Genomic DNA, 17,505 nt, shown 5'->3' with positions numbered 1-17,505 from the left:
CCGACTTAGGGGACTCGAAGCAGATCCCGCACCAGCGTGGCGTTCCTCGCGATCACCGCGATCTGCGACCCCGGCGTCTGCGCCCACTCCCGTACGGCCTCCGCCGCCGTCCGGGACTTACCCCAGCCACGGCCGGTGAGCAGCATCCACCCCGTCCACAGCCACAGCGGCTGACACTGCGCCGCACGGGCATGGTGATGCCGCCACCCCTCATGAGGCAGCCCGTCACAACCGACCACCTCGCACGTCCACCGCCGCGCCGACAGCTCACCGGCCCGGATCAACTCGGCGACCTCAGCCCTGAGTTGATCGTCGCTCATCAGCGACGGGTCCGCGAAGTCCTCGACCATCCGACGCTTGGCCCGGCCCCGGCTCACTGGGCGCCCTCCGACAGCCGACGCTCCAACTCCCTACGGAAATGGAGCATCCGGGCCTGACGCTCCTCGTCCGTCAACGCCTTCACGTCCGCGCCCTGGTCCTGGTCCTCAACCGTCCCGGCCACCGGTGCCTCGCCCACGGCCCTGCGTTCGATCTCCGCCGCGACCTGGATGTAGCGCAGCAGCTCCGACGGCGTCAGCTCCCGAGGGTCCAGCGTCTGGAGCCGCGCCACCGCCTTGCTCTGTACGGCCTGCGCCAACTTCGAGTGCCTGCGCGCGATTTCACGTCGCGCCTGCGCCTGCTCCGCGAGGAACAGCCGGTCCTGCTCCCAGTCGTACGCCGTCGCCCGCATCACCCACGCGAACTGCCGCGACCACCGGCCCACCAGCGCGCCGGATTTATCCAACTCCCGTGCCACCTTCGTGACACTCCGCGCCGGACCGAGATCCTGGTACGCGGCGAATGCCTCGAACGCCTGGGGAGATTCATGACTCTGTCGCTCCCATAGATCGGCGACACCCCGGTCACTCACCGGTCAGTCTTCCTTCTCCCCTTGCGCCACGGATTTCCCAGCCTCTAAGGACACAAGAGTAGAGGTCAGAGAACTGACGCCATCCAGCAGAGCTGGCTCCCCTGCCGGCTCCTGCCCCTGTCACTCCCAGCAAGAGCGGCGAGGCCGGGCGGCGCATACGGCCGGGCTTGCGTACCGCCTGAAGCGTCTGCTAACACGGAGAGCACCGCGCCAGCATCGCGCCAGCATCGCGCTCGATTTCCGGGCGAACGGTTCACCTCCGCTCACGCGGAGAGCACTCTTGCTGACCTGAGCCTCTTGCGGCAGTTTGCAAGTTCTTTGCGGAACGCGGCTGGACTCGCCTGGGATTGGCTCGCCATTGCGTCAACTGAGGCCCCACAACTTGGAGTCTACGGCCCTGTGCTTACTCCGATCTGCTCTTCGCGCAGGTGGGGGCGCGTTGTCAGTGGGGCCTGTTATCCATTGCCGTCATGATGAAACGCGAGTCCGTCCCGCCCGAGGACCCCCCGGTCGACACCCGGTTATGGGGCAAGGAGCATGGCCTTCCACACCCGTACCCAGTGATCTGCCATCTGCTGGACACCACAGGGGTGTTCGGTGCTCTGTGGGACGTCGTACTGAGCGATCCGGTACGCGAGAAGATCGCGGGGGCGCTGGGGCTGACGGTGCCCGAGGCCCGGCGGGTGCTGGCGTTCTGGGCGGGCTGCACGATCTGGGGAAGATCACTCCTCCGTTCCAGGCCCAGGTTCCGGAGGCGGCACACAGGTCACGGAAGGTCTGCTGGGCTTCGGCCACCGTGGACCACGAGCCTGGCCACCGGCGCTTCGTCAAGGTGCCGCTCGACGGCGGTGGCCCCGCTAGGGCGATCAGGACACAGGCGTGGGCGGTGACGCCGGTGTTGCCGGCGAGGGTGGCGTACAGAGTGCAGCCGAAAGTTTGGTCCGCGCCCGCTCAGGCCGAGGGCCCCGGCATCCTTACCTGCTCTCCGAACTGTGGGAACGGATGGTCCAACCGGCCTGGATCGACCTCGCTCCTCGCGATCCCTATGGCCTCAACACATGGCCCTGCCGCAGCAGAGCAGACCAAAACCCATCTCAGCGGCAACACATCCGCACGCGTCCATGCAGGTCAGAAAGGCATCGGCCGACGCAGACGAACCCGGCGCCGAACTCACGAGCAGCGGATTCAGCCACGACGACGCCCGCCGTACGACTGCCCGGTGCGGCGACCACGACGAGGATGAGCGCGACGCCGGTATGCGACATCTCCACACGCGACGGTACGAGGCCGACGACGACCAGGGACGGAGAGTTCAGGCCCGCCACCAGGGCGAGCCGGTCCCGTAACGACCAAGGGTTCGCGTGGTGCGACCCCGGGCCCGCCCTGTGCGGTGCGGCTTCCATATGCCGAGCCGACCCGTCATACCGGTCTCGGTCTCACGGGGTGCCTCCTGCGGGTACGGGCTCTTGGTGGGTGAGGCGTGCTGTGTCGGCTCTTCCGGTTCGGCTCGCAAGCGCGGCTTCCCCGACGGACCGGCCGGTGCCGACCTCGGCTCGTCCGCCGGTGGGTGCAGCGGCAGCACCATCCGGAGCAACGAACCGCTCGGCCGCTCGGACACCACAGTGAGGACACCGCCATGCCCCTCGACGATGGCACGCACGATCGCCAAGCCGAGCCCCGTGCCAGGGCGACCCGACGACTGCGGTTGGCCGCTCCCGTAGTCGACCTGCGACCGGGCGAAGCCGATGCCCGTGTCCTCCACGTCAACCACTGCACCGTCGCCGGTCGCGCGACAGCGCAGCGCGATGGCGTCCCCGTCCGCGGTGAACTTCACCGCGTTCTCCACCAAGGCGTCGAGGGCGGCCTCAAGCCGGGACTCGTCACCTTCGACCAGGACGGAGGGCGCGTCCAGGAGCCAGTCACGGTCCGAAGCCGGCCGCCACCGCTGGACCGTCCGCTGCAGGAGAGAGCCAAGATCGACGGGGTCCCGCTCGAACACGGTGGACTCGTAGGCATCGGCCAGGACGAGGAGACGCCCGGCGAGGCGGCCGAGCTTGTCCAGCTCGTCCACCACGACGTCGAGGTCATCCTTGCTCTCCGGGGTCGACAGCTCGTGCCGGACCATCTCCGCGTAGCAGCGGGCCACCGTGATCGGCGTGCGCATCTCGTGCGAGCAGTTGCGGACGAACAGTTCTTTGACCTCCTGCGCGCGACGCTCGCGCTCGACAAGGCTCTGCGTCTCCGCGAAGGCAGCGGCCCGCCGGCGTACGTGCCAGACCATGGCCAGGAACACCAGTGCCATCAGCGGCACTTCGGCGAGCTCGTCCCAGCGGGCGTAGCCCTCCTCCATGAACCCGCTCGATGCAGTAGCCGTGACCAGGATGACCACGGTCAGCACGACGGACATGCGACGGACCGACCAGCTCTGGACGCCGTAGACGATGGACATGCTGATCCACACCAGGTGGAACGACACGGTCTCAAGGGCGGGTGCGACGAACAGCAGCAGCTGGCTGCTCGCGGCGAACAGCGCCCAGCCGATGAAGACGAGACGCCGGCGGTCAGTCGGCACTGAACGCGTACCCGACATTGCGCACCGTCTCGATGACCGGCCGGGGTACCTTGCCGCGGATCCGCCGGACCGTCACGTCGACCACGTTGCTCCCGGGGTCGTCGGCGTAGCCCCAGACGCTCGCGAGGAGCTCACGCCGGCTGCACACCTCCCCTGCGCGCCGCATGAGGTGGCCGAGCAGCATGAACTCGCGGTGCGACAGGGGCACGTCCCTCCCGTCGAGGGTGAGCGCCTGCCGCTCAAGATCGAGGATGGCCTCCCCGACGCGAAGCCACCGCTGGGAAACGCCGGCGGAGGGCGTACGGAGCCTGGTACGGACACGCTCCACCAGCTCCGCGGTCGCGAAGGGCTTGCCCAGGAAGTCGACGGCCCCGATCTGCAGGCACCGGACCCGGGTGGCGACATCCATCACGGCGGACAGGACGAGAACCCGCTGGCCGGGTCTTCGGCCGAAGGCACGCTGCATCACCTCGAAGCCGTCGAAGCCCGGCAGCATGAGGTCGAGCACGACCAGGTCGAACTCGCCGTCCAGCAGACGGCATACGGCGTCCGGGCCGGACCCCGCGCTGTCGACGACGTGACCATCCGCCTCCAGCGTGCGCGCGAGGTAGGCGCGCAGCCGTGCCTCGTCCTCGACGACCAACAGCCGGGCCATGGTGGTTACTTCCTTACTCCCCGCGCACTCGACAGCGCTCTCTTGCGCTGTCATCTACCACTTTCACAGGATCTTTATAAATGCCACACCACATGTTCAAAAGACGATCGCGGAAAGCGCCTGGATCGACCCGTTTCGCGCCACCCGAAGGCGCTCACGGTGACATCAAGTGATGCGGTCGGCACATCCAGTGATGAAGCGTCCGATGTGGCGGTGTCCCGCGCAGTCCGGCCTCGCGACGCCCCGTCATGACAGCTGGATGAGAGGCTCGTCATCTTTGCCCGTGCACTCTGCGGCCGACCGCAGAGTTGTCGCGCGGCCCGGGCAGGCCGCGCCATCGACCGGTGGCAGGGGCTCGCGCCCTCGTTCTCGCCGCCTTCGGGTGGGCCAAGGGGGCCGGATCCGAGCGTGCAAGCGGCTGCGGGTCGCCAAAGGGAGAGGGAAGACGTGTTCACCGAACAGGCAACGAGACCGTCAGGGAAGAGATCGTTAGAGAAGAGATCGTCAGGGAAGGAGCGAAGGCGGCGCACTGTCGCGCTGCTGGGCGTCGGGGCGATGGCGGCGATGTTCATGGGTCTGCCGCCGGCGCCGGTCCAGCAGGCGCAGGCGGCTGCCGCCGGCGGGCCGAGCAGCCCGACGGACGGGACGAAGGTCCCACACTACTTCGGCCCGTGGCCGAACTGGGCCAACAGCCCGCTGACCCTGTCGAAGGCCAAGGTGACCATCACGTCCACCGCAATATCGGTGGGAAACCCGTTGGCCGAGCGGGCATACGCGACCGACTACGCGACGCCGCCGGGTGAACTCGGGCCGGAACTCGTCGTCCTGGCCGGAACTCCGCTGCCCGGCGGCAGCCTCAAGAGCTTCCGGACCTGGAACCAGACCACGCCAGGGGGAAGCCCGACGGCATCCGAGGGCGGCCTCTTCCACGCCTACGTCCTGCGGCCGACGGGCGCACCGGACGGATACACCGTCGTGGCCGACAGCGGGCTGCAGACGGTGCCCAAGCCGACCGGCACAACCGGAGAGGTCACGACGTACAACGTCCCCGACGTCGCCGTGCAGGCCGGCGACGTCATCGGTTTCTACGGCCAGGGCATCCCGGTCGACACCGGCGTCGCATCCAACACCGACACCTTCATGTACCCGGCCGGCGTCGACAGCACCACCTCTCCGCCGACCAACGTGCCTCCGGCCAAGGGCGGCACGGTGACGGTGGGTTCGACCGACTACCCGCTCTACCCGACCCAGGACCGGAAGTACTCCTTCGGGGCGCAGGTGGTCCCGGCGATCGCCGGGACCGGTGCCGAGGCGACGGCCACGGTGGACCCGCAGACCGGCGGCATCGCCAGTATCGACGTGACCGCCCCGGGGCACGGCTACGTCGCCGACGCGACGTCGGTCACCGTCGACGGCGGCACCACGGCAGCGACCGCGGAGGCCACCGTCCAGTCGACCGGGGCCGTGGTCGGCCTCACGGCCGGCACGGGCGGCGGCGGCTACGGCGGCTTCGCCGTCGGCATCACCGGCGGCGGGGGCAGCGGTGCCACCGCAACGGCCTCCGGTGGGGTGGATGCCGTGACGATCGCGGACGGCGGGTCGGGCTACACCATGCCGACGGTGGACTTCGACCTTCCCGACGACCCGAACGGCACGGTGGCCAAGGGCCACGTCGACCCGGCCGATCTCGCTGCCGACGGCAGCGTCACCAAGGTGACCGTCGACGATCCCGGCAGTGGCTACGGCAGCGCACCGGGCGTCGCGATCCACAACGGGACCCTGGCCGACCCGATCCCCGGCGCGACGCAGGCGACGGTCTCCAGCAGCCTGAAACTGGGGGCGCTCACCGTGAGCACCATCGGCTCCGGTTACACCGGAACGCCCGATGTCACCATCACCGACCCGACGGGCAGGGGAGGTACCGGGGCAACGGCAACCGCCGTGACGAACGCCGGCGCGATCAGTGGAATCAAGGTCACCGCCCCGGGGGCCGGCTACCTCTCGGCCGGGATGAAGAAGTTCCAGGACGAGCTCCCGGTCACCTGCGACCCCAACGCAAACGGCACGGGCTGCCCCGACGTCGCACAGTTGCAGGCACCGTCGACGAAGCCGTCGGAGAAATTCATCCCCGTGGGTGTGCCGGAGCCCGTCACCACCGGCGGCAAGCCGGCCGACGAGTACGTCATCGGCCTTGTGCAGTACCTCACCCGGTTCTCCTCGGACCTGCCGCCGACCCTGGTGCGGGGCTACGTCCAGCTGTCGACGGACGCGGTGCCCGGACGGAAGGTCCCGCTCTACAACGAGCTGATGGACGGAACCAGGCAACCGCTGCCGTACACGGGTGTGGCCTCACCGCAGTGGATGGGCCCCCTCATCACCGCCACCAAGGACCGGCCGGTGCGGATCGTGTTCCGGAACCTGCTCCCCAAGGGCGCCGACGGCGACCTGTTCCTGCCGGTCGACAGCACCGGCATGGGCTCCGGCATGGGCCCGATGACGATGCCGGCCCCGAAGAACGACGGCACCGTCACGGACGAGGTGCGCAACCCGATGTGCACCAACGACAAGACCGGCTGCTTCCCGGACAACCGGGCCACGTTGCACCTGCACGGCGGCGTCACCCCGTGGATCAGCGACGGCACCCCGCACCAGTGGATCACCCCGGCCGGCGAGACCACCGACTGGCCGCAGGGTGTCAGTGTGCAGAACGTGCCGGACATGGTGGACGGAACCGGGGCAACGCTCTGCGCCGCGAAGGACGACGGCTGCTCGACGTTCTACTACACCAACCAGCAGAGCGCCCGGCTGATGTTCTACCACGACCACTCCTACGGCATCACCCGGCTGAACGTGTACGCCGGCGAGGCCGCGGGCTACACCATCACCGACGACACGGAGAAGGCTCTGGTCAACAGCGGTACGATCCCCGACGCGGGTGACACCGTCCCGCTGCTGGTCCAGGACCGCACGTTCGTGCCGGACGACTCGCAGCTCAAGGACCAGAAGGACGCCAACGGCAAGACGGTCTCCTACGGCCAGGACCCCACCTGGAACACGCAACGCTGGGGCACCAGAGGCAGTTTCTGGTACCAGCACGTCTACATGCCCGCGCAGAACCCGGGCGACCCTTCGGGCATGAGCGCGTACGGACGCTGGATGTACGGGCCGTGGTTCTGGCCGCCGGCCGGCACCGCCAGGTACGGGCCGATCGCCAACCCGTACTACGACCCGAAGTGCAAGCTGGACGACCCATCGACCTGGCAGTACCAGACCGACCCGTACTGCGAGCCGGAGCAGATCCCCGGCACACCGAACATCTCCACGGGCATGGAGCAGTTCAACGACACACCCATCGTCAACGGGGTCGCCTACCCGAAGGTGACGCTCCAGCCGAAGACCTACCGGATGCGGCTGCTCAACGCCGCGAACGACCGGTTCTTCAACTTCCAGTGGTACACCGCCGACCCGAAGCAGGGCGACGGCACGACCGAGGTGGCGCTGAAGCCGAGCGAGCTGGCGGCCGCGCAGACCGACCCGAACGTGTCGCCCACCCCGGCGGACGCGAACAACGACGCCGCCGGGCCGGACTGGATCCAGATCGCCAACGAGGGCGGCTTCCTGCCCGCGCCGGCTGTGATCGACGGTCAGCAGCCGACGACCTGGATCACCGACCCGACGCGCTTCGACGTCGGCAACGTGGACAAGCACTCGCTGGCGCTCGCACCGGCCGAGCGGGCCGACGTGCTGGTGGACTTCTCGAAGTTCGCCGGCAAGACGCTCATCCTGTACAACGACGCCCCCGCGGCCTACCCGGCACGCATCGCGTCGTACGACTACTACACGGGCGCACCCGACCTAAGCCCGGTCGGGGCGCCGAAGATCCTGCCGGGGTACGGGCCCAACACCCGCACCGTGATGCAGGTGACCATCGCCGGCACGACGCCGGCTCCGGCGTTCGACCTGGTGAAGCTGCGGGCCGCCTTCAAGCACCATGCGGACGGCTCTGGCGTCTTCGAGTCGGGGCAGAACCCGACGATCGTCGGGCAGGCGGCCTACAACTCGGCGTACGGCACGAGTTTTGCCGCCGGCAGCAACTGCAACGTCGCCAACACGTCCGTGAACAGCTGCGACGGCTTGGTCCGCGTGAACGACACGTCGACGTTCGGCTTCAACACACTCAAGACACCGAACAGCAAGATGACGATGCCGCTGCAGCCGAAGGCCATCCACGACGAGATGAACGCGACGACGTTCGACGACTTCGGCCGGATGCAGGCCAACCTCGGCGTCGAGGCGCAGCCACCGACCCCGGGGGCGCAGAACGTGACGTTGTACCCGTACATCAACCCGCAGACCGAGCTGATCGACGGCACCGACCTGCCCAAGGGGGATGTGAAGGTGACGCCTGTCAGGACCAACGCGGACGGGACGCAGATCTGGCGGTTCACCCACAACGGGGTGGACACGCACCCGATCCACTTCCACCTGTACGACGTCCAGGTACTCAACCGGGTGACCTGGGACAACATCGTCATCCGGCCGGACGCCAACGAGCTGGGGTGGAAGGACACGGTGCGGATGAGCCCGCTGGAGGACACGATCGTCGCGCTGAGGCCGGTCGTGCCGACGGTGCCCTTCGAAGTGCCGAACTCCGTCCGGCCGCTGGACCCGGCGATGCCACTCGGTGACACGTCGATGTTCAACAACATCGATCCGCAGGGCAACCCGACGGCAGCCATCACCAACAAGCTGGTGAACTTCGGCTGGGAGTACGTCATCCACTGTCACATCCTCAGCCACGAGGAGATGGACATGATGCGTCCCGAGTCGCTGGCGCTGCCGCCGCTGAAGGCGAGCGGGCTCTCGTCCGCTGTCGTGGGCACGGGCGAGAACGCCCGGATCCGGCTGGAATGGCAGGACAGCTCGATCAACGAGACCTCCTTCGTCGTCCAGCGGTCGGGGGACGGCACCACGTGGGTCGACGTCGGCACGGTCGACTCGCCGCTCGACCAGCCGAACATCCACGAGACCCGCGCCTTCACCGACCCGACGGCATCGACGACCACGCCGTACCTCTACCGGGTCGTCGCGCTCAACACGGTGGGATACGGCGGCGAGTTCCCGAGCATGACGGTGAAGTCGGTGTCGGACCCCCTTGCGGTCAACGTTCCGCTGTCCCCACCGGCCTGACCGCCGCGTTGCGGACCTGGCCGAACGCCGGCCTCATCGGGAAGGACAACGGCGTGACGTTCAGCCAGGTCAGCACGCCCCGGCCCGCGACAGAACCGGAACGGTCACGTCCGTTGACGGCACCGTCGCACTGGGGTCGCCCTACCAGTACCGGATCTCGGCGGTGAACGTCGCCGGGCGCAGCACGACGTCTCTCCCGTCACGGTCCAGGTATCGGCCCCCTCGATGCCGGCAGACCTGACGGGAACCGCGGTCAGGGCCGGCGGTAGCGGGAGGATGACGCTGACCTGGAGCGATGTCTCCAACGAGTCCAGCGTGCTCGGGAGTTCGGCGTGGTCGTGCTCGGTCCGGATGGCCGCAGCACCGTGAATCGGCACACCGTCGGCGTCACCCACTCCCCATCCGGTGCCGACGGAGCCCGCCCCGGGCGCTCTTTGACGGACATCGAAGATCAGGGGCTTCGGCCCCGGAAGGATGATGTCCCTCACGGAGTACCTGGGGAAGAAGAGGCCTCGTCCCCACCGCTCGTTCACGCCGGTCGTCCCCGTCGGAGTTCAAGGCAGAGATCGTCGAGTTGCGCCGACTCGGCGGTGACGGACACGGCACGCTCAGCGCCTGGCGGCAGCGCGCCGCGCCACGATGACGGCCCTGCGCTCGTCGAACCGGGTCGCCTGCGCATCCAGTGAACCGAGGAACTCGCCCAGCTCCTGCTGGGCCTTGAGCCCCTCGGGCCCAAGGCCGGTCAGACGCAGGACCTTGAGGTGCCGCAGCACCGGCTGGAGAACGTCGTCGTGGTGGACGCGCAGGTTGTAGACACCGCCCAGGGCGATCTCGACGGCGGCGCGCTCGAAGCCCGGCAGGCCGTGGCCGGGCATCCGGAAGCCGCTCACCACGTCGGCGACGGCGCGCAATGCCTGGTCGGGGGCGATCTCCAGGGCAGCCCCCAGCAGGTTGCGGTAGAAGACCATGTGCAGGTTCTCGTCGGTGGCGATGCGCGCCAGCAGGCGGTCGCAGACCGGATCGCCCGAGCTGTGCCCGGTGTTGCGGTGCGAGATGCGGGTGGCCAGTTCCTGGAAGGCGACGTACGCCACGGTGTGGAGCGGCGAGTGCCGGTTGTCGGAGACGAATCCGGCGGACATGTGAGTCATGCGGACCCGCTCCAGTGCCGCGGGGTCCACAGCGCGGGACGCCACCAGGTAGTCCCGCATGACTATGGAGTGCCGGGCTTCCTCCGCGGTCCACCGATGCACCCAGGTGCCCCAGGCGCCGTCACGCCCGAACAGGGTGGCGATCTCGTGGTGGTAGCTGGGCAGGTTGTCCTCGGTGAGGAGGTTCACCACCATCGCGACCTTGCCCACCGCGGTCAGCGGAGACTGCTCCGGCGCCCAGGGCTCACCGCCCAGGACCCCCTCGAAGTCCCGGCCTCGGCTCCACGGGACGTACTCGTGGGGCATCCACTCCTTGAACACCCCCAGGTGGCGGTTGAGTTCGCGCTCGACCACTTCCTCCAGCGCGTGGAGGAGCTGCGGGTCCGTCCACGTGGTGCGGCGGGCGGAAGGGGACGGGGAGACGGCGGCCATGGAGAAACCGGCCTTTCGCTGCGGGAGCCAACCTACGGTTCCGTAAGTTATGAGGCCGCGCCGTGGTTCCGCAGGGGCCGTTCGGCCCTACTGGCGCGTACGGGCGCGGAGGCCGGCGCGTACCAGGTGCTGCGGCCCCGCTCCCGTCCGGGGGGGTACGGGAGCCCGCGGAGCGGGGATGCGGCGGCCTGCGGCCGGACCACAGGAAGCCGCGGGCCGTGCGACGGAGGTGCGTTCACCCGCGCCTGCCGCTGGTGCCCCGTCAGCGACCTCGTCAGCGGGTGCCCGATGCCGCGTACGACGAAAGAGCCCCGCCATTTCGAGGAGCGGGAATCGGCGCAGCTCATCACGCTCACCTTCATGACCAATGTCCAGAACCGGATGAACGTCACCGCCCGCAGAACGCCCGGCACGAAGTGGTCGGTCTCCGCGGCCGCCCGGCTCGTAGGCTGGCTTCCGTGGAAGCACAGACGCGCGCCGGCCTAGTTCCCTCGCCCACCTCACCTCTGCGGGTGTTCATCCTGGATGACCACGAGGTGGTACGCCGAGGGGTGCGCGACCTGTTGGAGGCCGAGCCGGACATCGTCGTGGCCGGGGAGGCGGCGAGTGCCCGGGAGGCGCTCGCCCGGGTGCCTGCGGTCCGCCCGCATGTCGCGGTACTGGACGTGCGGCTCGGCGAGGGCGGCGACGGGGACCACGCGGGGGTCGAGGTGTGCCGGGAGCTGCGGGCCCGGATGCCCGAACTTGCCTGTCTGATGCTGACCTCGTTCGACGATGACGAGGCGTTGTTCGACGCCATCATGGCGGGCGCGGCCGGCTATGTGCTCAAGCGGATCGACGGTTCGGACCTGGTGGCCGCCGTCCGTACGGTGGCGGGCGGGGAGTCCATGCTGGATCCCCGGGCGGCCGCGCGGGTGATGGCTCGGCTGCGCGACCCTCGGCCGGAACCCGAAGCCCCGTACGTCTCACCGGAGTTGGAGCGGCTTTCGCCACGCGAGCAGGAGATCCTGGAGCTGATCGGCGAGGGGCTGACGAACCGCCAGATCGCCGAGCGGCTGTTCCTCGCGGAGAAGACGATCAAGAACCGGGTGTCGTCCATCCTGGCCAAGCTGGGTGTGGGCCGCCGCATCCAGGCGGCGATGCTCGCCGGGAAGCTGCGGGAGCAGCGGGGGCCCGAGCGGTAGACCGGCGCTCCGTCAGTCTGCGGGCAGCGGCACCCGCCACACGAGCCGGGTGCCGCCCTGTGCCGGGGACTCGACGGTCAGCGTCCCGCCGTACTGCGCGGCGCGGGAGCGCAGGTTGGCCAGTCCGCCGGTGTGCTGGGCGCCACCCATGCCGACCCCGTCGTCCGTCACTGCGAGGGTGAGGACATCCCCGGTCGCCGGCACGGTCAGGACGACGTCCGCCCGGCGGGCGTGTGCGTGCCGGGCGGTATTGCTGAGGGCTTCGGCGGTCACCGCCAGGACGTGTTCGGCCACCTCGGCGGGGACGGTGGAGTCCACCGGTCCGTCGATCCGGAGAACCGGGCTGAAGCCGAGCGACTGGGCGGCCAGCCGGGCGGTTTCAGGCATCCGGCGGCGCAGCCCTGGACCGCCGCGGTCGTCCCCGGCCGAGCGTAGCTCGAAGATGGTGGAGCGGATGATCTGGACGGTGGTGTCCAGATCCCGTACCGCCCGGGAGACCCGCTCGGCGGCGTCGGGGCTCTCGATCATGCGAGTGGCGCTCTGCAACGTCATGCCGGTGGCGAACAGCCGCTGGATCGCCAGGTCGTGCAGGTCGCGGGCGATGCGGTCGCGTTCGTGCAGCACGGCCAGCTCCTCCGACTCGGCGCGGCGCCGGGCCAGTTCCAGGGCGATCGCGGCCTGGTCGGCGAACCGGGAGACCAGGGCCGCCTCGGTGTCGTCGAAGGCCGGGCGGCCCACGCGCCGGCTCAGGCGCAGGGCGCCGCAGGCCGAGGCATCCAGCGGCAACGGGACGGCCAGAATGGGGCCGTACCCCTTCGGATCGCCGCCCTCGTCGCCGAGCGCATGGGCCCGCGGCTCGCCACCGGCGTCCGCAGTGGTCGCGGGTTCACCGGTACAGGCGGCCGGGCCGGCCGGCGACCCGTGTGCGGGAAGGACCGCTCCTTCGACGTGCTCGGCGTCATGACCGTAAGCCACCTCCACCGTGAGCCGGGCACCGTCCGCCTCTACCGGGAGCAGTACGGCGGTCAGGTCGGCGTCGGCCACCTCACACGCCCTGCGGGCGATCAGGCGGAGCACCTCGCGGACGGCGGTTCCGGCGAACAGGGCGCGGGTGATCTCGCTGAGTGCCTCCAGCCAGCGTTCCCGGCGGAGGCTGTCGTGGTACAGGCGGGCGTTGTCGACGGCGACCCCGGCCGCGTTGGCCAGCGTCGCCAGCACGGCCTCGTCCTCGGCGTCGAAGCCCGCGCCCCCGCGCTTCTCGGTCAGGTAGAGGTTGCCGAACACCTCGCCCCGGACACGGACCGGCACCCCCAGGAACGTGCGCATCGGCGGATGGTGCTCGGGAAATCCGAAACTGGCCGGGTGGCGGGTCAGATCCGTGAGACGCAGGGCAACCGGATTGCGGATCAGCTCGCCGAGGATGCCGCGCCCGCAGGGGGCCTGGCCGATGCGGGCCGCGAGGTCGTCGGCCATACCGACCGGCAGGAACTGCGACAGTCGCTGCCCGTCGCCGATCACGCCGAGGGCGCCGTACTCGGCGTCGGTGAGGGTGACCGCCGCATCCACGATGCTGCCGAGGACCTGGGGCAGCTCCAGGCCGCGGCCGATGTTCGTGACGGCCTCAAGGAGGCTGTGCATCCGGTCCGGCACATCGAGTCGCCGCTGTGACGGCGCAGGGTTCGGGGGTGGCGATTCGTGCATTTCTGGCGCTCCTGAACCGGTCGGTGCTCAGCAGCGTACGACCGTGGCGCGGGGTGAGGAGCACCCGGCCGCCCAACGGCACGAAGAGGGGACGTTGGACCCTATGTGCGGTCCTCCGCAGGGGCCGTTCGACCCTATCCGCACCCCGTACCCCACCGACGATCATGTGGCAGCGGCCGGGAAGGGTCAGGTCCGTTCCCGCATTCCTGGTGCTTCCCGGCTCGCCGACGACATGAACACCAGGGGAGGACGCCGTCCGGTGGACGAGATACAGCAGGTGAGGACCGCGCGGCCGCGTGCCGTGGTCGCCGTGGCGGACGAGGCATCCGGACCTGCGGTGCGGCCCGCGGCCCGGCCGTCGTGGGCGGACTGGCTGACGACCACCGACCACAAGAAGATCGGCACGCTGTACCTGGTCACCGCGTTCGTGTTCTTCATCGTGGGCGGTGTGACGGCCCTGCTGATGCGGGCGGAACTCGCCCGGCCGGGCCTGCAGATCATGTCGCAGGAGCAGTTCAACCAGGCGTTCACGATGCACGGCTCGATCATGCTGCTGATGTTCGCGATGCCCCTGTTCACCGGGTTCGCCAACTGGATCATGCCGCTGCAGATCGGCGCCCCCGACGTCGCCTTCCCCCGGCTGAACATGCTCGCCTACTGGCTCTTCCTGTTCGGCTCCTCCATCGCGGCCTTCGGCTTCCTCACCCCGGGAGGAGCCGCCGACTTCGGCTGGTTCCTCTACGCCCCGCTGTCGGACGCCGTGCACTCACCCGGCCTGGGCGCCGACCTGTGGATCATGGGCGTCGCACTGTCCGGCTTCGGCTCGATCCTGGGCGCGGTCAACTTCATCACCACGATCATCTGCATGCGCGCACCGGGCATGACGATGTTCCGCATGCCGATCTTCGTGTGGAACGTGCTGCTGACCGCGGTGCTGGTCCTGATCATCTTTCCGGTTCTCGCCGCCGCCCTGTTCGCGCTGGAGACGGACCGCAGGTTCGGCGCCCACGTGTTCGACGCTGCCAACGGCGGGGCGCTGCTGTGGCAGCACCTCTTCTGGTTCTTCGGCCATCCCGAGGTGTACGTGCTCGCGCTGCCGTTCTTCGGCATCGTCTCCGAGGTGATCCCGGTCTTCGCCCGCAAGCCGATGTTCGGCTACATGGGCCTGATCGGCGCCACCATCGCGATCGCCGGCCTGTCAGTGACGGTGTGGGCGCACCACATGTACGTCACCGGTGGCGTGTTGTTGCCGTTCTTCTCCTTCATGACGTTCCTCATCGCCGTGCCGACCGGCGTGAAGTTCTTCAACTGGATCGGAACCATGTGGAAGGGGTCCCTGTCCTTCGAGACCCCGATGCTCTGGGCCACCGGCTTCCTGATCACGTTCCTCTTCGGCGGCCTGACCGGCGTGATCCTGGCCTCGCCGCCGATGGACTTCCACCTCTCCGATTCGTACTTCGTCGTGGCCCACTTCCACTACACCGTCTTCGGTACGGTCGTGTACGCGATGTTCGCGGGCTTCCACTTCTGGTGGCCGAAGATGACCGGCAAGATGCTCGACGAACGCCTCGGCAAGATCACGTTCTGGACGCTCACCATCGGCTTCCACACCACGTTCCTGGTCCAGCACTGGCTGGGCGCCGAGGGCATGCCCCGACGCTATGCCGACTATCTGGCCGCGGACGGCTTCACCGCCCTGAACACGGTCTCGACGATCGGTTCGTTCCTGCTCGGCCTGTCGATCCTGCCGTTCTTCTACAACGTGTGGAAGACCGCCAAGTACGGAAAGAAGGTCGAGGTCGACGACCCCTGGGGCTACGGCCGCTCCCTGGAGTGGGCGACCTCCTGCCCGCCGCCGCGGCACAACTTCGTGTCCCTGCCGCGGATCCGGTCCGAGTCCCCGGCGTTCGACCTGCACCATCCGGAGATCGTCGCACTCGACGTGGCGGAGTAGGCCATGGCCCAGCACGTCCTGGCCCTGGGCGCCGCGGTGGTGACCTCGTCCGGCTGCGTCTGGTACCTCCCGGCCCTCGCCGACCTGCGTGCGGGCGCCGACCGTCCGGTCTCCCGCCGTACCGCGGCGGCGGCCTGTCTCACCGGCTGGACGACGCTCGCGGGCATCGCCGTACTTCTCTTCGTCGGCGTGATCTGGCAGGCGGCATGCGTGGTGGCTGTGGCGGGTGCGATCGTCACGGCTGCTCTGCGGATCCGTGCCGCCGCACAGCACCACCACGAGGTACGGGAGATCGTCCGTCACTGGGCGGCGCTGGACGCCGGCCTGCCCCAGCACGGCCGGAGACACGACCTCGCCCGGTACGTTGTCGCCGCCCTCCTCGCCTGCGGCCTGGTCTCCGCCGTGGTCACCGCCGCCGTCGCGGTGACCGCCGCGTCCGGCGACAGCGGGAGCTGGACGCTGGACGCCGCCCCTGCCGCCGCCGCCGGCCTGACCCTCGCCACCGCGATCACGTACGAACGCTCGGTCCGCCGTCGCACCACGACGAGCCGAGCGCGGCCCCCGCGCTAGGGAGATGTCGGCTCCCCGGGAACGGACGGAGGCACAAGTCGGCGGGTGGGCGCGGATACCTCCTGTCCGCACGTGAATAAGGTGAACCTTCCTTTTACAGAAGGGTGCGGTGCGCATGGACACGGAGACAGGCCCGGCAAGCGGTACCGCGGGCGCACAGCCGGCCCGCGTCGCGCCCGTCCCGGCCGAACGGGCCCGCTCGCTGCTCGCCACAGCCTGATCGCCAAGACTCACCGTGGCGGGCTGACCGGTTCGAACCGGTCAGCCCGCACGCCGCCGATGTCAGCCGACTCCTGCTGCACGACCTGCCGGAGGGGAGCGCGTCGGCCGAGGTGGCCGACCCTGTGGCGAACACGGGGTGACGGCCTCGACGCCGTCGCGGAACTCACCGACATCGCCCCGTCCCGGTACGCGACCGCATCCGCTGGAGGGCAGGCTCACCACCGCCGACGGGTTGGAGTTCGGCCCTCCGCCCCGCCCGGACAGTGCTGGACGAGAGCGGTCTCACCAACGACATCGGCTCCGACGATCCGGCCCTCACGGCCCTCACCCCCACCGACAGCAGGGGGATCCATCACCCTCTACAACGACAGCACCGGCACCATCGACCTCGTCATCGATTCCAGCGGCTACTACACCTGACCGACACACCTTCGTGAACGCTGGGGTCGGGCACGCCGCGCGCCCGCCCCCAGCCGCTCCCTACAGGACAGCTCAGGGCGAGGCCGACATGCGGCACGAGGGCCGATCGACGCGACGGCAGGCCGCTCATCGCCGCCCGCCGTCGCGTTCCTGCGGGAACGGGCGAAGGCCCCTCAAGGGCTGCTACACCTGCGTTCCGGACTGTTTCCTGTTGGGGCAGTTTCCTCGGACGTTCGTCAGACTTACTGCCCGCAGGCCCCGGCCGTCACACGAACGCTTTGATCCACCGGTAGACGACTCGTCGGACAACGCATCCGGCGTACTTCGCAAGTACCTCCGGCCTCAGGACGGCCTCAATTCATGCCCCGTCGCCGGGGAGCCAGGCAGAACACCACTCGGTTGATGCACATCCACGCAGGTCAGAAGGACATCAATCTACGCAGGCCAACGTGGCACGAACTCGCGAGCAGCGGATTCAGTCCGTCCAGGCAGAGTTGACGCTCCGACACCCAAAAACAAACGTTTCCGCAGGTCAGCGACCTGCACA

At 69.2% G+C, this 17,505-nt stretch carries 11 protein-coding genes and 1 pseudogene; 6 read left to right on the top strand and 6 right to left on the bottom strand.

Annotated elements, in window-relative coordinates; all coding sequences use genetic code 11:
- Nucleotides 1-5: 5 nt before the first annotated feature.
- Nucleotides 6-377: a hypothetical protein gene (locus OC490_RS10525; protein ID WP_262057606.1), complete on the bottom strand. Its 372-nt coding sequence runs from the start codon at nucleotides 375-377 to the stop codon at nucleotides 6-8.
- Nucleotides 374-910, bottom strand: a complete 537-nt coding sequence (locus OC490_RS10520; RefSeq protein WP_262057605.1) for a hypothetical protein — start codon at nucleotides 908-910, stop codon at nucleotides 374-376. The genes OC490_RS10525 and OC490_RS10520 overlap by 4 nt, the downstream gene beginning before the upstream one ends.
- Nucleotides 911-1,380: 470 nt before the next feature.
- On the opposite strand from OC490_RS10520, the pseudogene OC490_RS10510 reads away from it, so the two are divergent.
- A pseudogene (locus tag OC490_RS10510) lies at nucleotides 1,381-2,153 on the top strand (HD domain-containing protein).
- A 69-nt stretch (nucleotides 2,154-2,222) separates the two neighbouring features.
- On the opposite strand, the gene OC490_RS10505 reads toward OC490_RS10510, so the two are convergent.
- Both OC490_RS10505 and OC490_RS10500 read right to left on the bottom strand, forming a co-directional pair.
- Nucleotides 2,223-3,482, bottom strand: coding sequence for a sensor histidine kinase (locus tag OC490_RS10505; protein ID WP_262057603.1), 1,260 nt, complete (start codon nucleotides 3,480-3,482; stop codon nucleotides 2,223-2,225).
- Nucleotides 3,472-4,137, bottom strand: a complete 666-nt coding sequence (locus tag OC490_RS10500; protein ID WP_262057602.1) for a response regulator transcription factor — start codon at nucleotides 4,135-4,137, stop codon at nucleotides 3,472-3,474. Before OC490_RS10500 ends, OC490_RS10505 begins: the two co-directional genes overlap by 11 nt.
- A gap of 570 nt (nucleotides 4,138-4,707) precedes the next feature.
- On the opposite strand from OC490_RS10500, the gene OC490_RS10495 reads away from it, so the two are divergent.
- A complete protein-coding gene (locus OC490_RS10495) occupies nucleotides 4,708-9,327 on the top strand; it encodes a multicopper oxidase domain-containing protein (protein ID WP_262057601.1) in 4,620 nt (1,539 codons plus the stop codon).
- A 608-nt stretch (nucleotides 9,328-9,935) separates the two neighbouring features.
- Here OC490_RS10495 and OC490_RS10490 read toward each other — a convergent pair.
- Nucleotides 9,936-10,907 (bottom strand): acyl-ACP desaturase, encoded by a 972-nt coding sequence (locus OC490_RS10490; protein WP_262057600.1) that lies wholly within the window; start codon nucleotides 10,905-10,907, stop codon nucleotides 9,936-9,938.
- Nucleotides 10,908-11,267: 360 nt separating this feature from the next.
- Here OC490_RS10490 and OC490_RS10485 point away from each other — a divergent pair, with 360 nt between their 5' ends.
- Together OC490_RS10485 and OC490_RS10480 are read left to right on the top strand one after the other, a co-directional pair.
- Nucleotides 11,268-11,393, top strand: coding sequence for a hypothetical protein (locus tag OC490_RS10485; protein ID WP_262057599.1), 126 nt, complete (start codon nucleotides 11,268-11,270; stop codon nucleotides 11,391-11,393).
- Entirely contained in the window at nucleotides 11,366-12,091 is a 726-nt protein-coding gene (locus OC490_RS10480; RefSeq protein WP_262057598.1) for a response regulator, read from the top strand. Before OC490_RS10485 ends, OC490_RS10480 begins: the two co-directional genes overlap by 28 nt.
- A gap of 12 nt (nucleotides 12,092-12,103) precedes the next feature.
- Here OC490_RS10480 and OC490_RS10475 read toward each other — a convergent pair whose 3' ends face one another.
- A complete protein-coding gene (locus OC490_RS10475; protein ID WP_262057597.1) occupies nucleotides 12,104-13,729 on the bottom strand; it encodes a GAF domain-containing sensor histidine kinase in 1,626 nt (541 codons plus the stop codon).
- Nucleotides 13,730-14,024: 295 nt separating this feature from the next.
- Here OC490_RS10475 and ctaD point away from each other — a divergent pair, with 295 nt between their 5' ends.
- Nucleotides 14,025-15,746 carry a cytochrome c oxidase subunit I gene (gene ctaD / locus OC490_RS10470; protein WP_262057596.1) on the top strand — a complete coding sequence of 574 codons (1,722 nt, stop codon included), beginning with the start codon at nucleotides 14,025-14,027 and terminating at the stop codon, nucleotides 15,744-15,746.
- Nucleotides 15,747-15,749: 3 nt separating this feature from the next.
- A complete protein-coding gene (locus OC490_RS10465; RefSeq protein WP_262057595.1) occupies nucleotides 15,750-16,316 on the top strand; it encodes a hypothetical protein in 567 nt (188 codons plus the stop codon).
- Nucleotides 16,317-17,505: the final 1,189 nt, after the last annotated feature.

The sequence above is a fragment of the Streptomyces sp. STR69 genome, from assembly GCF_024519455.1.
Taxonomy (GTDB): Bacteria; Actinomycetota; Actinomycetes; order Streptomycetales; family Streptomycetaceae; genus Streptomyces.
Note: the sequence above shows the minus strand (reverse complement) of the source record. Positions and strands in the feature narration are given on the sequence as shown.

Excerpts from the sequence above, each read along its gene's own strand:
- OC490_RS10500 (WP_262057602.1), bottom strand. The coding sequence starts at position 4,137 with ATGGCCCGGCTGTTGGTCGTCGAGGACGAGGCACGGCTGCGCGCCTAC.
- OC490_RS10495 (WP_262057601.1), top strand. The coding sequence starts at position 4,708 with ATGGGTCTGCCGCCGGCGCCGGTCCAGCAGGCGCAGGCGGCTGCCGCC.
- OC490_RS10490 (WP_262057600.1), bottom strand. The coding sequence starts at position 10,907 with ATGGCCGCCGTCTCCCCGTCCCCTTCCGCCCGCCGCACCACGTGGACG.
- OC490_RS10485 (WP_262057599.1), top strand. The coding sequence starts at position 11,268 with ATGACCAATGTCCAGAACCGGATGAACGTCACCGCCCGCAGAACGCCC.
- OC490_RS10475 (WP_262057597.1), bottom strand. The coding sequence starts at position 13,729 with ATGCACAGCCTCCTTGAGGCCGTCACGAACATCGGCCGCGGCCTGGAG.
- ctaD (WP_262057596.1), top strand. The coding sequence starts at position 14,025 with ATGAACACCAGGGGAGGACGCCGTCCGGTGGACGAGATACAGCAGGTG.
- OC490_RS10465 (WP_262057595.1), top strand. The coding sequence starts at position 15,750 with ATGGCCCAGCACGTCCTGGCCCTGGGCGCCGCGGTGGTGACCTCGTCC.